Annotated in this window: 18 protein-coding genes; 12 read left to right on the plus strand and 6 right to left on the minus strand. The window is 54.8% G+C overall.

Annotated elements, in window-relative coordinates; all coding sequences use genetic code 11:
• Positions 1-162: 162 nt before the first annotated feature.
• The 9 genes from FE848_RS12165 (at position 163) to FE848_RS12200 (ending at position 7,534) form a co-directional block, all read left to right on the plus strand.
• Entirely contained in the window at positions 163-741 is a 579-nt protein-coding gene (locus FE848_RS12165) for a DUF3305 domain-containing protein (RefSeq protein WP_200203272.1), read from the plus strand.
• The gene (locus tag FE848_RS12170) at positions 741-1,367 is read left to right on the plus strand and encodes a DUF3306 domain-containing protein (protein ID WP_200203274.1); all 627 of its coding nucleotides are present in this window, start codon (positions 741-743) and stop codon (positions 1,365-1,367) included. Before FE848_RS12165 ends, FE848_RS12170 begins: the two co-directional genes overlap by 1 nt.
• A 107-nt stretch (positions 1,368-1,474) precedes the next feature.
• Positions 1,475-2,086 carry a molecular chaperone gene (locus tag FE848_RS12175; RefSeq protein WP_200203276.1) on the plus strand — a complete coding sequence of 204 codons (612 nt, stop codon included), beginning with the start codon at positions 1,475-1,477 and terminating at the stop codon, positions 2,084-2,086.
• A gap of 41 nt (positions 2,087-2,127) precedes the next feature.
• A complete protein-coding gene (locus tag FE848_RS12180) occupies positions 2,128-2,319 on the plus strand; it encodes a twin-arginine translocation signal domain-containing protein (protein ID WP_200203278.1) in 192 nt (63 codons plus the stop codon).
• Between the two features lie 89 nt (positions 2,320-2,408).
• Entirely contained in the window at positions 2,409-5,294 is a 2,886-nt protein-coding gene (locus tag FE848_RS12185) for a molybdopterin-dependent oxidoreductase (RefSeq protein WP_227715321.1), read from the plus strand.
• Positions 5,295-5,309: 15 nt separating this feature from the next.
• Positions 5,310-5,918: a formate dehydrogenase FDH3 subunit beta gene (fdh3B, locus tag FE848_RS12190; protein ID WP_200203280.1), complete on the plus strand. Its 609-nt coding sequence runs from the start codon at positions 5,310-5,312 to the stop codon at positions 5,916-5,918.
• A gap of 86 nt (positions 5,919-6,004) precedes the next feature.
• On the plus strand, positions 6,005-7,177 hold the full coding sequence (locus tag FE848_RS12195) for a formate dehydrogenase subunit gamma (protein ID WP_200203283.1): 1,173 nt from the start codon (positions 6,005-6,007) through the stop codon (positions 7,175-7,177).
• Positions 7,174-7,302 (plus strand): hypothetical protein, encoded by a 129-nt coding sequence (locus tag FE848_RS18885; RefSeq protein ID WP_265091936.1) that lies wholly within the window; start codon positions 7,174-7,176, stop codon positions 7,300-7,302. Before FE848_RS12195 ends, FE848_RS18885 begins: the two co-directional genes overlap by 4 nt.
• Entirely contained in the window at positions 7,295-7,534 is a 240-nt protein-coding gene (locus tag FE848_RS12200; protein ID WP_200203285.1) for a sulfurtransferase TusA family protein, read from the plus strand. The genes FE848_RS18885 and FE848_RS12200 overlap by 8 nt, the downstream gene beginning before the upstream one ends.
• A gap of 13 nt (positions 7,535-7,547) precedes the next feature.
• Here the strand turns inward: FE848_RS12200 and FE848_RS12205 are convergent, their stop codons facing one another.
• Genes FE848_RS12205 through moaB form a run of 4 tightly spaced genes read right to left on the minus strand, consistent with a single transcriptional unit; the run spans position 7,548 to position 10,066 of the window.
• Positions 7,548-7,997, minus strand: coding sequence for a molybdenum cofactor biosynthesis protein MoaE (locus FE848_RS12205; RefSeq protein WP_200203287.1), 450 nt, complete (start codon positions 7,995-7,997; stop codon positions 7,548-7,550).
• Between the two features lies 1 nt (position 7,998).
• A complete protein-coding gene (gene moaD, locus FE848_RS12210; protein ID WP_200203289.1) occupies positions 7,999-8,259 on the minus strand; it encodes a molybdopterin converting factor subunit 1 in 261 nt (86 codons plus the stop codon).
• Between the two features lies 1 nt (position 8,260).
• Complete coding sequence (gene glp, locus FE848_RS12215) at positions 8,261-9,472, minus strand: gephyrin-like molybdotransferase Glp (protein WP_200203291.1); 1,212 nt, start codon at positions 9,470-9,472, stop codon at positions 8,261-8,263.
• A gap of 21 nt (positions 9,473-9,493) precedes the next feature.
• The gene (gene moaB / locus FE848_RS12220) at positions 9,494-10,066 is read right to left on the minus strand and encodes a molybdenum cofactor biosynthesis protein B (RefSeq protein WP_200203293.1); all 573 of its coding nucleotides are present in this window, start codon (positions 10,064-10,066) and stop codon (positions 9,494-9,496) included.
• Positions 10,067-10,432: 366 nt separating this feature from the next.
• Between moaB and rho the strand changes: the two genes are divergently transcribed.
• The 3 genes from rho to FE848_RS12235 all read left to right on the plus strand — a co-directional run bounded on the left by rho (position 10,433) and on the right by FE848_RS12235 (position 14,428).
• Complete coding sequence (gene rho / locus FE848_RS12225) at positions 10,433-11,695, plus strand: transcription termination factor Rho (RefSeq protein WP_200203295.1); 1,263 nt, start codon at positions 10,433-10,435, stop codon at positions 11,693-11,695.
• A 239-nt stretch (positions 11,696-11,934) separates the two neighbouring features.
• Positions 11,935-13,422, plus strand: a complete 1,488-nt coding sequence (ubiD, locus tag FE848_RS12230; RefSeq protein ID WP_200203297.1) for a 4-hydroxy-3-polyprenylbenzoate decarboxylase — start codon at positions 11,935-11,937, stop codon at positions 13,420-13,422.
• Position 13,423: 1 nt separating this feature from the next.
• Positions 13,424-14,428, plus strand: a complete 1,005-nt coding sequence (locus FE848_RS12235; RefSeq protein ID WP_200203645.1) for a 2Fe-2S iron-sulfur cluster-binding protein — start codon at positions 13,424-13,426, stop codon at positions 14,426-14,428.
• A 35-nt stretch (positions 14,429-14,463) separates the two neighbouring features.
• Here the strand turns inward: FE848_RS12235 and FE848_RS12240 are convergent, their stop codons facing one another.
• Both FE848_RS12240 and FE848_RS12245 read right to left on the minus strand, forming a co-directional pair.
• Complete coding sequence (locus FE848_RS12240; RefSeq protein WP_200203299.1) at positions 14,464-15,705, minus strand: heme biosynthesis HemY N-terminal domain-containing protein; 1,242 nt, start codon at positions 15,703-15,705, stop codon at positions 14,464-14,466.
• The gene (locus FE848_RS12245) at positions 15,702-16,784 is read right to left on the minus strand and encodes a uroporphyrinogen-III C-methyltransferase (protein WP_200203301.1); all 1,083 of its coding nucleotides are present in this window, start codon (positions 16,782-16,784) and stop codon (positions 15,702-15,704) included. Before FE848_RS12245 ends, FE848_RS12240 begins: the two co-directional genes overlap by 4 nt.
• Positions 16,785-16,788 lie beyond the last annotated feature (4 nt).

Here is a 16,788-nt window from a genome sequence, read left to right on the forward strand (position 1 = left end):
GGGTCTTGTATGCCGTCATCAGGAGTTTGACTCTCTCGTTGTTTTTTACATGCTCTCACCGAATTTGCTAATCGAGCATGCCACAGCCATTTACTTTTGGACAGTTGGATAATCGCTGGGGCCCTGCTATTTTGGGCTTACAAGAAAACAATGAGAATTGCCATGAGTAGTCGGACAGGTCATTGGAGACGCGAATTACAGGTAGGCGCCGTTGTTCGCAGGTCACCGGGGGTGACGCGCTGGGTGCGAGAGATCTGGAAACCGGTAGCTGTGATCCCGGGTGCGCCGGAAGCCTTCTGGAAGGAGCTGGTGCGCGAAGGGGAAGTGGTCGATTATCACGCTGGCACAGTCACGATGGAGCTGTTTCGCGCCGATGTTGAGGGTTACCTGGTATCCCTGAATATGGCGACTCCTTCTGTGTGGATCGTAATGGACAGGGATGTCACGAGCCAATCGCCATCTGGCTGGGTTGTCAGTACCGTCACCGCCAGTGCCCATGAAGCGCTGGATTCTCTCGATAGTGGCGAAAGTATTGTCGAAGCAGTTCCCATTCCAGAGTCTCTTGCGGCCTGGATTATGGAGTTTGTCGACATGCACTATATAGAGGAGCCTTTCAAGAAACGCCGCCGAGACGAGGTTCGTGTTGATGGGTCTGAAGATGCGAAAGGCGATCCACGTATCCGTCAGCAGAGTGATGTCTATCGCGCACCTGCCAACATCAAAAAACCGAGGCTTCAGTAATGGCCGAGTCACGTTTACAGCGTTGGTCGCGTCAAAAAGCAGAAGCTGCCAGGCAACCGGAGTCTTCGGCTACTCCGGTCGTTGCAACCGAGCCATCACCAGAGGCGCAGGAACTCGCTATCAATGAGGCCCTGCCAGAGCATGAAGTGCTTGCGAAGTACGGATTGCCAGACCCGGACGCCATCAAGCTGGGCACCGACATCACCGGATTCATGCGAAAAGAAATCCCCGATCTCTTGCGTCGCAAAGCCCTCCGGGCGCTATGGAAATCCAACCCTGTGCTTGCGGTGCTGGATGGCCTTAATGATTACGATGAAGACTTCACTGCATCAGGTCCTACGATAAAAGGCGCGAAGACCCTGTACAAGGTTGGACAGGGGTTCATCGATAGAGCCAAAAAAGCCGACGAATCAATTGAGGATCAGGCTGAAGAGCCGGCTGGCATTGTGGATAATGTCAGACCTCCAGAGGTTGTCAAACCCCCTAAGCCAGACGTTCGCCTTGAAACCGGGAACGCTTCTGCTCAATCAGAGGTTGCTGTGGCGCGACAGGTGAAAAACGAACCGAATCAATTGGATGAGAGTCAAACGCCACGCTTTCGGCCCCGAATGCGTTTCGACGATTAACGGCAAAGATTTCAGTTATTGGCGAGCTACAGCAAAATTCTCCACTAGCTCATTGTGTGTACTAGACTGATAGTGCAGATTGCAGATAAAAATTAAAGGAACACGATTTGACTAACACTGCAGAAATACAGTGCCCGCGTTCGATAACTGATGAAGATCGTGCCCGCGCTCAGATTTATCAGTTGCTTGGGGTTTTGCTTTCCGGCCCACCCTCGAGTGAGCTACTGAAAGGGTTGGCGTCATTGCAGGGTGATGACACCCCTTTGGGCGGGGCTTCCAAAAACCTGGCAGTGCTTGCGGAGCGGACAAATCCCTATGACGCTGAACGTGAGTACAATAATCTTTTTGTCGGGCTTGGCCGCGGTGAATTACTTCCTTACACCAGTTACTATCTGACTGGCTTTTTGAACGAAAAGCCGCTTGCGGAACTGCGTGCTGACCTCATGGCAAGGGGTATCAAAGCCCGCAGCGATGTAAAAGAGCCTGAAGATCATATCGGAACCCTGTGCGAAATCATGGCCGGTATCATTACCGGCGAGTTTCCCTGCGACAGTGACCTGCCATCGCAAAAAGCTTTTTTTGACGCACACCTGGCAAAGTGGGCGGAACTATTTTTTACGGATTTGGAAGAAGCGCAAAGCGCCATCTTCTATGGTCCTGTGGGCTCGCTCGGGCGGGCCTTTATGGCTATAGAAGCAGATGCTTTTGCAATTCAGTAACCGGAATCTGAGCGATTCCTTAACCCGTGGGGAGGTGTCCTATGGACAACCCGAAGCGTGAAAACAGCCGTCGCCATTTCCTGAAAATGGCAGCAGTTGCAGCTCCGGCTGCCGTTGCAATGGCGGTTGCACCGAATGCCGCAGCCGAGGTCGTTAACCAAAACGTACCGAAAAGCCGCGGCCTGCGTAGCACTGAACACACACGTAAGTATTTCGAATCGGCTCGCTTTTAAGGATGCGTGAATCATTCAAGGTTGCGTGATGCTCTTGAATGACCACACCTCCAGAGAAAACGAGAATAATAAAGAGAGAGGTAAGAGACATGTTAAGGAAGAAGACCAACGGGGTAGCGAAACGCTCCCGTGCAGGCTCTTTGCTTTCATCTCTCGCTGCGAAGACGTTGGATCGCCGTCAATTCTTGACGGCTTCCGGTGTTGCGGTGGGTGGCATGGCGGCTTTATCGCTGACGTCGGGGAGAGTTGAAGCTGCAGCTCCATCGACCAGTGGCAGCGAAGTCGTTCGTAAAAAATCGGTATGTACGCACTGCTCGGTAGGCTGCACCGTCGAAGCTGAAGTTCAAAGTGGCGTATGGATCGGTCAGGAACCTGGCTGGGACAGCCCCTTCAATTTGGGTGCACACTGTGCGAAAGGTGCTTCAGTGCGTGAGCATGCCCATGGCGAACGCCGCCTCAAGTCCCCCATGAAAATGGTCAATGGCCAGTGGCAGAAAATTCCCTGGGACCAGGCAATCAACGAAATTGGCGACAAGATGCTTCAGATCCGCGAGGAAAGCGGACCCGACTCTGTCTACTGGCTTGGCAGCGCCAAGTTCAATAATGAGCAAGCCTATCTTTTCCGCAAATTCGCGGCGTACTGGGGCACCAATAACGTTGATCACCAGGCCCGGATTTGCCACTCGACAACGGTCGCCGGCGTAGCCAATACCTGGGGTTACGGCGCGATGACCAACTCCTACAATGATATTCACAAATCGAAAGCGATTTTCATCATTGGGGGTAATCCCGCCGAAGCGCACCCTGTGTCGTTGCTGCATATCCTGAAAGCTAAGGAAGAAAACAACGCACCGCTGATCGTTTGCGACCCGCGCTTCACACGTACCGCAGCTCATGCTGATGAGTTTGTGCGTTTCCGCCCTGGTTCAGACGTGGCGTTGGTCTGGGGTCTCCTCTGGCACATCTTCGAGAATAAGTGGGAAGACAGAGAGTTTATCCGCACCCGCGTCTGGGGTATGGACGAAATCCGCAAAGAAGTGAAACGCTGGGATCCGGAAGAGGTTGAACGCGTTACTGGCGTCCGGGGCGCGCAGCTTGAGCGTGTAGCCCGCACCCTGGCTAATAACCGCCCTGGCACAGTGATCTGGTGTATGGGTGGTACCCAGCACAGTAACGGTAATAACAACACGCGTGCTTACTGCATTCTGCAGTTGGCATTGGGCAACATGGGCACTTCTGGCGGCGGCACTAACATTTTTCGCGGTCACGATAACGTTCAGGGCGCCACCGATGTTGGTGTACTGGCCGACACCTTACCTGGCTATTACGGCCTGAGCGCTGGTGCCTGGGCCCACTGGGCGCGAGTCTGGGAAGAAGATAAGGATTGGCTGAAAGGCCGATTTGCTGTGTGGGACAAAAACGGCAAATCCAGAGCCATGATGAACGAGAAGGGTATTCCGGTGTCTCGCTGGATCGACGGTGTTCTGGAGGCAAAGGAAAACCTCGAGCAGCCGGACAACACCCGGGCCATGGTGCTCTGGGGCCATGCGCCAAACTCACAGACTCGTATGCTGGAAATGAAGGAGGCTATGGAGAAGCTCGACCTGCTGGTTGTAGTGGACCCTTTCCCGACCGTTTCAGCGGTGTTGCACGATCGCAAAGACGGCGCCTACCTGCTTCCAACAACTACTCAGTTCGAGACCCGTGGTTCTGTAACCGCATCCAACCGCTCGCTCCAGTGGCGCGAAAAAGTGGTTGAACCACTGTTCGACTCGAAGGTTGATCACGAAATCATAAAGCTGTTTGCAGACAAGTTCGGGTTCACCGATCGCCTGTTTCGTAACATTGCGATTGAAGGTGATGAGCCAGTTATTGAAGACATCACTCGTGAATTCAACCGTGGCATGTGGACCATCGGCTACACAGGCCAATCGCCTGAGCGTCTCAAGAAGCACATGAAGTACCAGCATCACTTCGACAGGACCACCCTCCGTGCAAATGGTGGGCCTTGTGATGGGGATATCTATGGTTTGCCCTGGCCATGCTGGGGTACAGCAGAGATGAATCATCCGGGAACACCGAACCTTTACGATATGTCCCTGCCGGTGTCCGAGGGTGGCCTCACTTTCCGCGCCCGGTTTGGTGTAGAGCGCAACGGTGAGAGCCTGCTGGCTGAAGGCGTTTACTCGAAAAATTCGGGCATCAAGGACGGCTATCCCGAGTTCACCATGCAGATGTTGATGGATCTGGGTTGGGACGGTGATCTGACCGCTGAAGAGCGGGCCAGCATTGATGCTGTGGCCGGTCCTGAAACCAACTGGAAGACCGACTTGTCTGGCGGTATCCAGCGCGTGGCCATCAAGCACGAATGTGCGCCTTTCGGTAATGCCAAAGCGCGCACCGTGGTCTGGAACTTCCCGGATCCGGTGCCGGTGCATCGCGAGCCACTGTACACAACACGTCGCGACCTGGTGGCTGACTATCCAACCTATGAGGACAAGACGTTCTGGCGCGTGCCGACCTTGTATGAGTCCATTCAGAAGAAGGACTTCAGTAAGGACTTCCCCATCATTCTGACTTCCGGCCGACTGGTCGAGTACGAAGGTGGTGGCGATGAGACGCGCTCCAACCCATGGCTGGCCGAATTGCAACAGGACATGTTCATTGAGGTGAATCCGCGTGATGCGAATAACCTGAACATTCGTGATGGTAACGACGTTTGGGTATCCGGGCCGGAGGGCGGTCGTATCAAGGTCAAGGCCTTGGTAACTGAGCGTGTCGGCGAAGGCGTAGCGTTCATGCCGTTCCACTTCGGCGGACACCTGGAGGGTAAATCCCTGAGGGATAAGTATCCCAAAGGCGCTGACCCCTACGTTCTGGGTGAATCTACAAACGTTGTTCAAACATACGGGTATGACTCGGTCACGCAGATGCAAGAGACCAAAGCCACCCTGTGTTCGATCATGCCGGCATAACAAGAGGTGTAGACCATGGCACTTGAAGGACAAGCACGCGCAAAATTCCTTTGCGACGCCGAACGCTGCATCGAATGTAATGCCTGCGTAACGGCCTGTAAGAATGAGAATGAAGTCCCTTGGGGTATTAACCGTCGACGCGTGGTAACCATCGAAGATGGTAAGCCGGGCGAGCGTTCGATCTCGGTTGCCTGCATGCACTGCTCAGACGCGCCTTGTATGGCTGTCTGCCCGGTTGACTGCTTCTACCAGACCGAAGACGGAATTGTTTTGCACTCCAAGGATCTTTGTATCGGTTGTGGGTATTGCTTCTACGCATGCCCCTTTGGTGCGCCTCAATTCCCGCAAGCGGGTAATTTCGGCAGCCGGGGCAAGATGGATAAATGCACCTTCTGTGCAGGCGGTCCTGAAGAAGACAATTCGGCAGCCGAGTTCGCCAAGTACGGAAGCAACCGTATTGCCGAGGGCAAACTTCCCCTCTGCGCGGAAATGTGTTCGACCAAAGCCCTGCTGGCCGGTGACGGTAACGAGGTGGCGGACATCTATCGCCAGCGTGTCGTGAGCCGTGGTTTTGGCTCCGGCGCCTGGGGATGGGGCACAGCCTATGAGAAGAAGGGTGCATAAACTGGCCTGAGTGTTCAGGGCCCGAAAGGGCCCTGGAACTTCTTGAGGCACGAACTTCTTCTTGTGGCTTTCGCTGGAGTGCTCTGATGAATATAAAATTATTGGGCGCCGCCTTTCTGGTATTGGTGACGCTTTCGTTCGGTCATGCCTGGGCACAAGAGAGCCCGGGGATTGACCGCTCTGCAACCGGGGGTGCTCAAACCCTGGAAGATATTATGGCTCGTCAGCAGAAGCTGAAAGTTGACGGGGCTTTCCGGTCTGAAAATCTGGGTAACCCGGCCAATGCGGCGCCGATCAGCGATCATTTAGGTACGCGCGGCGGGGTTTCCAGGTCAGACACATATCGTGCCATTCGCTATAACAATTTTGACGCCCGCACACAGGCTCGAGGGCCTGCAGCTGACGTTATGATCCAGGATGGTGGCATGACCTGGCTGAAGCTTCGCGAAGGGCCTGTCATCAATTATGGTGGCGGCGCGCTTTTGTGTTTTCTTGCCTTGCTTGTGGTGTTTTACTTTATTCGCGGCAAAATCATGATCGATGGCGGCCCTGCAGGTACCACGATTCAGCGATTCAAAGCTGTCGAACGGTTTGGCCACTGGTTATTGGCGGGCTCATTTATTGCGCTGGCTATAACCGGGCTCATCACTTTGATGGGGCGGAGCTTCCTGATCCCTGTACTGGGCCCCGAGGTATTTGCAACTTTGGCCGCTGGCTCCAAGTGGGTTCACAACAATATTTCCTGGGCCTTTATGATTGGTCTGGTGATGACGTTTGTTATGTGGGTAGCTCACAATATTCCTGACAAGCTTGATTGGCAGTGGATCAAGGCGGGCGGCGGTATTTTCACCAAAACCCACCCTTCTGCAAAGAAATTCAACGCTGGGCAGAAAATTGTTTTCTGGACCGTTATGGTGCTGGGTTTCTCGGTTTCACTGACGGGCCTGTCGTTGCTGTTCCCATTTCAGTTACCCATGTTTGCCGATACCTTTGGTGTGATAAACAGTGTCCTGGGGACAGAGTTCGCTACGGTTCTGACACCGCATGAAGAGATGCAGTTTGCCAACATCTGGCACTCGGTCGTGGCATTCGCAATGATGCTAGCCATTATTGCTCACATCTACATTGGTACCGTAGGCATGGAAGGTGCATTCGACGCGATGGGTAGCGGCCAGGTTGATGTGGAATGGGCGCGCCAGCATCACGATTTGTGGGTGGCTGAGGTGGAGGCCAAGCAAAGTAAAGGAGAAGCGTCGTGAAGGTTATGATTTCTGCATTTGTCGCCTCGCTGTTGATTGCCACCGCTGCCCCGATGGTGCTCGGTCAGTTTGGGTGGTCATCGGCTGAGCAGGGCAGCAGCGCAACGAGCGTGCGCCTTGACTGAGCGATCAGAAGTACACCAAATCGATGCTATCGGTTTGGTGTGCCCCCTTCCTGTTTTACGCTTTAAAAAGCGGGTTCAGGGTTTGTCTTGCGGGACACTGGTCGAATTCCTTGCGGATGATCCCACGGCGCGCAAGGATTTGCAGGCGCTGTGCGATATCGCAGGCCACAGGATCGAATGGGTTCGGGAAGAGGATGCGGGGGTTATCCGTTATTGTATCTGTCTGGCTTGAGCGAGGTTCGGGACTACTTGTCCCAAGCCTCACCACGAGCAACATCTGAAGCTTTTTGCTCTACCCAATGTTCGCCAGCCTCAGCAAGCTCTTTTTTCCAGAAAGGCGCCGAAGTTTTCAGGGCATCCATAATAAACTCGCAAGCTGCAAATGCATCTGCCCTGTGAGCGCTACACACACCGACGAACACAATTTGCTCCTGCAGTAACAGCCTGCCAACCCGATGAATTACCCGCGCTTTACGCACATCCCAGCGCAGGGAGGCTTCTTCAATAAGGCCGGCAATCACCTGTTCTGTCATGCCCGGGTAGTGCTCCAGAAACAACCCCGATACATCCGGTGTGTCGCCGTGGTCCCGCACTAGCCCGGTAAACGTAGCAATAGCTCCAGTGCCCGCGCCACTGTCGCGCAGTGCGGCATATTCAGATCCAGCATCAAAATCGTCAGTCTGGATGCTTATCATATTAACCCCCGGTTACCGGTGGGAAAAAAGCAACCTCATCGCCGGCCTTCACGGCTGCGGCGGGCTTAGCCATAGCCTGATTGATTGCAATCATCACCGGCTGGTTGCCTTGCAGTTGTGCCCAGGGACCGCCGCGGCTTGCCAGCACTGCAAGCAGGTCGCCAGCTGTCTGATTCTTTTCTGCCGGCAGCGTGAGTTGTTCAGTGCCCAACTCTTCCCGGAGGCGGGCAAAAAAACGAACGGTCAGGGTCTGGTCAGTCATGTCAGCTCAACAATTCAGTGAATGGGTAATAAGTCAGCAAGTCGCCCTCTGCAACCAAGGCGTGTTCCGGAACCACCGCAAGCCCAGCGGACCAGCAGGCAGAGCTCAACATGCCAGAACTCTGATTTGCATACGCGGCGATCTGAACTTTGCCGTCAACGGATTCTGTACGCGCACGCAAGAACTCTCTGCGCGCCGAGGGTGAAGTAATATTAAATGCAGCAGGTACCTGCTGACCCACCGGGTGAATTTGCAGACGCCCCTGGCAGGTACGGATGTAAGGCATCCCCACCATCATAAAGGTCACCAGCACTGAAGCCGGGTTTCCTGGCAGGCCGAATACAGGCGTACCTTTGATCGAGCCAAATGCCAGCGGCTTGCCAGGTTTGATCGCCATACGCCACAGAGACAGTTGGCCGGATTCTTCCAGCACGGCTCGCACGTGGTCTTCCTCACCGACAGAGACACCGCCACTCGTAATAACGAGATCCGACGCTGCAGCTGCGCGTTCTAGGGTTTCCCGGGTAGCAGAGCGAGTATCCCGGAGGGTTTCGCACAGCACCACCTCACAGCCGGCTTCTGCCAAAAGACCGAGTAGGGTGAAGCGGTTGGAGTTGTAAATCTGGCCTGGGCCCAGGGGAAGCCCCGGCTCTACAAGTTCATCACCTGTTGACAGAATCGCCACCCGCAGTTTTTTCACCACAGTTACTTCGGCGACACCGATGGAGGCCAGGAGACCCATTTCCTGGGGTCGGATCTTAATGCCTTGTTCCAGGCCCAGGCTGCCTTGGGCCAGATCCTGGCCACGCCTGCGTATATTCTGGTCTGCCTTTACTTCACCGTCGATGAGAATGCCACTATCTGTAACCTCGACCCGCTCCTGCATGACAACTGTGTCCGCACCAGCTGGAATTTCGGAGCCGGTGAAGATGCGAACAGCAGTCCCGGGTTGCAGAGGGCTGGGAGCTGAGCCAGCGGGGATGCGGTCAGATACTGAAATAGCCTGCCCTTGCACATAATCCTCAGCCCGCAGAGCGTAGCCGTCTACCGCACTGTTATCCGCTGGCGGCACATCCGCCGGCACTCGATAATCCTGTGCCAGTATTCTGCCCAGGCTCTCTGTGAGGGGCAAAAGCTCGGTTTCCGTAATCACCGGCGCTTTGCTCAGTAGGTGAGCGATAGCCTCATCAACCGGTGTCAGATTGCCTGCCATGGTTTTCTCTCCGTGTTCAGATTAGCGTTCGGCGCGATTACCAATGACTTCCTGGAGGCGCTCAATAGCGCGCTCTGGTTTACGGCCGACCAGTGATGAAAAGTTGCAGGGGCCGTGGCGACTGTCGAGTTGGGAGCTCAGAATGCCATTCCAGCCCGTGCGACAGGCTCCAGTGGAACCGGGCAAGCAGAAAATAGCCGTGTGATTCGCAAGGCCGCCAAAAGCTCTGGATTGGATCGTCGAGGAGCCGATTTCAGATGCCGAGAGGCGCCGGAACTCTTCGCCAAATCCTTCAATACGCTTGTCCAGCAGTGGAGCAACCGCTTCCGGGGTGCTGTCACGCTCGTAAAATCCGGTGCCACCGGTGATGATCACCACGTGAACATCCGCATCTGCAATCCAGGACGACATAGCCGCCCGAACCAGGTAGATGTCATCTGGCAGTATGCGCCTTGATATCAGCTTGTGCCCGGCCTCAACAACACTGTCTTCAAGAAACTGACCGGAGGAATCTTCATCAAACCCGCGGGTATCGGAGACTGTAAGAATCGCGATATTGAGAGGTTTGAGTTTGCTGGTGAGTTCACTACTCATGAGAATCTGCTCCGAAAATCACAGGAAAAATATTGACTGCCAGTATCCCTTTCAGAAGCGGTGAATGGAAGGGAGTAACCCATCAGGGGGAGGCTCAGGGCGGTGCGTGAAGGCATTTCGTCCGAAAAATTGGCTTTAATTTGGACAGTGGCCTTGACATTGGCCAGCAAGGTAGATGATTATCGGTCTCGCCCTACGAACGTTTGTACCCACTCTATACTGGCTTCTGTTTTTTTCCGGCTTTCATTCGCACCGGTTGTTTCATCTGGCCAGCATCTGTTTCGACAATGAATTACACAATCAGTTCAGGGGCGCCCCTGTCATACCAACTTCCGTTTAATTCCATTCCTGAAAATCTAATAACCTATGAATCTTACTGAACTCAAGCAGAACTCCATGCCCGAATTGCTCGAAATCGCGCAAGAGATGGGCCTCGATAACCTGGCACGTTCGCGGAAACAGGATGTTATCTTCACTATATTGAAGAAGCATGCGAAAAGCGGCGAAGACATATCTGGCGACGGCGTACTGGAAATTCTGCAGGACGGTTTCGGCTTTCTTCGCTCTGCCGATGCCTCCTACCTGGCGGGACCAGACGACATTTACGTCTCCCCAAGCCAGATCCGCCGCTTCAACCTGCGCACCGGTGATACTGTTGCCGGCAAAATCCGCCCACCGAAGGATGGTGAGCGTTACTTTGCCCTGTTGAAGGTTAGCGAGATCAACTTCGACAAGCCGGACAACGCCCGTAACAAGATCCTGTTTGAAAACCTGACACCGCTGTTTCCTGACGAGCGCATGCAACTGGAAACCGGTAACGGTAGCACCGAGGATCTGTCCTCCCGCGTGTTGGATCTGGTTGCGCCTATCGGTAAAGGCCAGCGAGGTTTGATTGTATCGCCACCCAAGGCTGGTAAAACCCTGCTGATGCAGAGTATTGCCCAGTCTATTGCGCGTAATCATCCTGAGTGTCACATCATTGTTCTGTTGATTGATGAGCGCCCGGAAGAAGTTACCGAAATGCAGCGCACGGTGCGCGGCGAAGTGATTGCTTCCACCTTTGATGAGCCACCTGCGCGTCACGTTCAGGTTGCTGAAATGGTCATCGAGAAGGCCAAGCGTCTGGTCGAGCACAAAAAGGACGTGGTAATTCTTCTGGATTCCATCACTCGTCTTGCTCGCGCCTACAACACAGTTATTCCATCCTCAGGCAAGGTGTTGACCGGTGGTGTAGATGCCCACGCTCTGGAAAAGCCCAAGCGCTTCTTCGGTGCGGCCCGTAATGTGGAAGAAGGTGGCAGCCTGACAATTCTTGCAACGGCTCTGGTGAACACGGGTTCCAAAATGGACGAAGTGATCTACGAGGAGTTCAAGGGTACAGGCAACATGGAGATTCACCTGGACCGCAAAATTGCTGAAAAGCGTGTGTATCCTGCCATCAATATCCGCAGCTCCGGCACGCGCCGTGAAGACCTGCTGATGACCGAGGCGGATATTCAGCGTGTGTGGATTCTGCGTAAGCTGCTGCACTCCATGGACGACGACACTGCGGCCATCGAGTTCTTGCTGGACAAGCTCAAAGAGTCCAAGACCAACGACGAGTTCTTCCAGTCGATGAAGCGCCGGTAATAGTTGGAAACTCTGCGCCTCTGGATTTTGGGGTTGGCAGTACCGGGGACACCCTCCCCGGACACGCCGTAAACCCATCCCTGGGGGCTCGGCATTGCCATCCCTGGCAATGCACGGTCCGGGGAGGGTGTCCCCGGTACTGCCGATCAAGCTTTGTGCGCGCACATCCTGTTCTTGCACTCAGTCAGAACCAATCTCTTTGAACCCACGTATATTGCCGGAACTAACCGGAGCCAACGATGAAATACAACGATCTGCGGGACTTCATTGACCAGTTGGAGAAGCTGGGCGAGCTGAAACGCATCTCAGTTGAAGTAGACCCCCATTTGGAAATGACCGAAATCTGCGACCGCACGCTGCGGGCAGGTGGTCCTGCGTTGTTGTTCGAAAACCCCAAAGGCTACGACATCCCTGTGCTTGCCAACCTCTTTGGCACTACCCGAAGAGTGGCGCTGGGCATGGGGCAAGAAGACGTAACTGCGCTCCGGGAAGTCGGCAAACTGCTGGCCTACCTGAAAGAGCCTGATCCCCCCAAGGGATTCAAAGACGCCATCGAAAAACTGCCACTGCTACGGCAAGTAATGCGCATGAGCCCCAAAGTGCTCAGGTCAGCGCCCTGTCAGGAAGTGGTCATAGAAAAAGATAAAGTCGACCTTTACCAAATCCCGGTACAGCATTGCTGGCCTGGGGATGCCGGGCCGCTGGTGACATGGCCGCTGGTGATTACCCGTGGGCCCCACAAAGAACGGCAGAATCTGGGGATTTACCGGCAGCAGGTGATTGGCCGTAACCGACTCATTATGCGCTGGTTGAGCCATCGTGGTGGTGCATTGGATTTTCAGGAGTTCCAGAAACAGAACCCTGGCAAACCTTATCCCGTTGCCGTCGCCCTTGGCGCCGACCCGGCAACCATTCTGGGTGCTGTGACGCCTGTTCCTGATTCTCTTTCCGAGTATGCGTTTGCAGGCTTGTTGCGGGGTAGTCGGACCGAGCTGGTGCAGTGCGGCCTCAGTGATTTGCAGGTGCCAGCCAGTGCCGAAATAGTTCTGGAAGGCTTTATTTACCCGGATGACAACGCCCCGGAAGGCCCATTTGGGGACCATACCGGTTATTACAACGAAGTAGACGAGTTCCCGGTGTTCACCGTTGAGCGGATTACCCACCGCAAAGACCCGATATACCACAGTACCTATACGGGCAGGCCGCCCGATGAGCCGGCGATTCTGGGTGTGGCGCTGAACGAAGTATTTATCCCCATATTGCAAAAGCAGTTTCCGGAGATCGTGGATTTCTATTTGCCGCCGGAAGGCTGTTCCTACCGTCTTGCAGTAGTGACCATGAAGAAGCAGTACCCAGGCCATGCGAAGCGCGTGATGATGGGGGTATGGTCGTTCCTGCGCCAGTTTATGTACACCAAGTTTGTCATCGTGACCGATGACGATGTGGATGCCCGTAATTGGGAAGATGTGATTTGGGCCATGACTACCCGTATGGATCCTATTCGCGACACCACACTGGTCGAAAATACGCCCATTGATTACCTGGACTTTGCCTCGCCTGTATCTGGCCTTGGCTCAAAAATGGGCATGGACGCCACCAACAAATGGCCCGGAGAAACCACCCGCGAGTGGGGGGAGCCTATTGCCATGACTGATGCTGTGAAACAGCGTGTGGACGAGCTATGGGGAAGCCTGGGCATTGAAACTCCGGCTAACTGCCCCGACTGATATGGGTAGCAGGCAGTGGAATGTGAGTCTTGAGCCATCGAGCATTCGCTACGCGGCAAGTGCCGATGAAGATTTGCTGAGTGCTGCGGCCAAAGCCGGTATTGCTGTTCCCCATGCCTGTAGAAATGGTGTTTGCGAACTTTGTGAAGCCCATTTGCTCGGTGGCTCCGCTCTGAATACCCGAAGCCAACAGATTATGCCGGTCGGTGCGCGACTGATGATGTGCAGAACTGCCGCGCTCGACCATCTTGAATTGGAGATTAATGCCGTTATGGCAGCAGGACAGAACCAGCCCCGAAAGTTTCAGGCAAACGTCGTGAACCTGAGCTCTATAAGCCACGACGTGTATCGGGTTGAGCTTCAGTTGCCCAGGCGGCGAGAGTTGTCTTTTCACGCCGGCCAGTACTTGTCGATCAATTTGCCGGATGCTGAACCCTGCTATTTCTCCATTGCCAGCAGTCCGGCAGAGCAGAACATTGAGCTGCACATCCAGGCTTCCCCTGAGTGGCTGTCCGCACAGAAGGTCATCGATGCGCTAGCCTCTGGTGAAACGATCACTGTGGAATTACCCCATGGTAAAGCCTGCCTGGCCTGCGCCCCTGAAAAACCATTGCTGCTGGTTGCGGCCGGTACAGGGTTCGCACAGATGAAAAGCCTGGTGGATTATTTGCGCGGCACATCTTCTACCCAGCCGGTAAAGCTGTTCTGGGGCGTGCGTCGCCATGAGGATATGTACCTCAGGTCCATGGCTCGTCAGTGGGAGAAAGAGTGGTCCGCCTTCAGCTTTCAGCCTGTGGTGGGTGATGATGAAGACAGCGAATGGGGCGGACACCACGACCAGCTGGTGCGTGCTGTGCTGGCGTCTGGCACGGATCTGGGTAATGCGGAAGTGCACGCCAGTGGTTCACCCACGATGGTTTACACCTTGATGGACGCGCTGGTGGAAGCGGGGCTCCCACCAACGGCATTCTTTTCTGATGTGCTGGAGTATGCGCCTCGCAATTGAAGTGCTCCGGGCAGGCAGAAGAAGGGTGCGGTCGTTCAGGCTCGGGGCATGGGCAGTTCTGGTAGCCCGTTGTCGGTCGCCAGCCCTTGCATCATAAGCTTGATGCTCATTTCTTCGTCGCCCATATGAGCGCTCAGCCGGCTAAGTTCTGCCAGAGTGTCGCGGCTGCGGCGTAGCTTCAAACTGGTCTCAAAATATTCCCGGGCTTTGCCCCACAACTCATTTCTCAAGCTCAGCCGGCCCAGTGCCAGCAGCAGTTCTGCATTGCTGGGGCGATCTTTTAGCCACTGCTCGGCGGTCAGAAGCTGTTCGTCGGGCTTGCGCCCTTCTACCCGGCCATAAAGATTGACCAGGTCATCGCTCCAGTGGTTGTGCAGAACTTTGCGCAGCAGGGTTTCGGTTTGGGCTTCGTCGCCAAGATCAGCCAGTAAGCGAGCGTAATCAGCAATGGTTTTTTCGTCTCTGCGCAAAAAGCCCGGCAGTTCATCCCAAAGACGGGTGAGCGGCTCAAGTGATGTGTTGGGATCTTGTTGTTGTTGCCGACGGCAGTCTTCAGCGGCCTTTTCCAGCAGGTTGTGCCATACCTGTCGTTCAAGTTCTCCGAGTTCGGACTCCGGAAGTACACTACGTTTGCGCAACTCGGGTAGCAGTTTCGAGAGTTCGCGCCAATCTTCGAGGCGAAGATAGGTGGTTTTCAGTAGCTTCAGAACGAAAGGGTGGTGTGGCGACTGTTTACGCAGACGCACCAGTGTTGCCAGCGCCTGCTCCAGTCGGTTCCCTGCAAGCTGTAGCTGAGCCTGGGTGATGCCCACAGCCATGTCCGACCCTGGAGTGCTTTCAAATGCTTTTCGCAGCAGTTCATCTACGGCTTCATGGTCGCCACTCTCAAACGCTGCCTGGGCTGCTGCCAGATAGTTGATAAGGGGTGTGTCTGCGTGGCTGGCGGCTGAGGTCAGCATCTTGCGGGCCCGTGGCCAGTTCCCTTCAGCAAGAGCCAGCAGGCCCTGAGTCGTGCGCCTGCGGGCCCGACGCTCTTTGCCGCGGGAAACCCAGTTGGCGACAAGCCCTGTGCCTTGCCGCATGCGGCGAATCAGGTTTGTGGTGAGTACGATCAGGGCAACCACAACCACGATGAGTACAAGCCCAACCCAGAAATTGGTTTCTACCAGATAGTTCCCAAGGCTGATGCGAATGTAACCCAGGTCGTATTGCAGCCCGAGTGAAAGTGCGGTGCCGATGAGCAGGGCAAACAGAACAATCAGAAGCAGGCGAATCATGAATCACTGCCTTTGTTTAGCCGACCTGCCAGCCGCTCTTTGAGCAGTCCCAGAGATTTGCTTATGTCTGGCAAGTCCGGAGCAACGTTACGCGCTTTCAGTTCACCAAGAGTGTTGGTCAAGGCGCTTACTCGTGGGTTGCTTCCGTCGTACCAATCCTCAACAGCAGCTTGTGCCTTGGTTAGAGAGCGCTCATAGAGTGTCTGGTTGCCTCTGAGGACGGCCATCTCGGCTTCTTCAAGCATAAGTTGCAGGTTCAGCCGTGCGTAAGCACTTTGGTCTGGCGACAGCAGTGGCTTGACGGATTCGTCCAGGCGACGAACCACAACCACTTGCATCAGGGTGGATTTGATCTTTTTCCAGGCTCTGAGTAGAAGGCCGGGCTCGCCGCCCTCTCCGGGACCTTCCTCCGACTGGGCATTGCCAACAAATCCCGGGGCTTGCTCGCTGATAAGGGCTTGATCGGTTAGCTGGTGTACGCTGTCGATTGCGGCTTCAAGAGTGAGATAGAGGCCGGTTCTGTCGACACTGGAAATGCCTTTAAGTGCCAGGATTTCCCGGGCCAGTTGCTGACGAACAGGGTACACGCCAACATCGTCGGATTCGGTCAGCACTTCGTCTGCAGCTTCAAGGGCAGACAGCGCGCCGCGAATGTCTTTTTCAATCAGCAGGCGCTGGTTGGCTATGCGCAGTAAGTACTCTGCCTCTGCCAGTAACCAGTCGGTGCGGGTGCGGTTGCCGGCTTCGAGTAATTCGCGGGCAGTGTGATCAATTTGCCGCTGCTGGGTGGCGATCAGTTCGCGCTGGGATGCAAGTTTATCTTCCAGAGCCTGCAAACGTTGGCTCTGTTGGGTTCCCCTGTCGCCATAAAGGCTCTCAAGCTGTGCAGTGTCCTGCTGTAAGCCTTTCAGCAATTGTATGGTTGCCTGGTTATCGTTCCACTGTTGCCAGTTCCACAGCGCCAGCGCGGCAACACAGGCCAGTGCAACTAAGGCGATAACCCAGACCGGCCAGACTTTCTGTCGGGCGAGCGGTTCTTTGGCAATCGGGGCAGGTAATTGTTTTGTTGTTTCGGTCACGGGC

The sequence above is a fragment of the Marinobacter sp. 1-3A genome (assembly GCF_016597775.1).
Taxonomy (GTDB): domain Bacteria; phylum Pseudomonadota; class Gammaproteobacteria; order Pseudomonadales; family Oleiphilaceae; genus Marinobacter; species Marinobacter xiaoshiensis.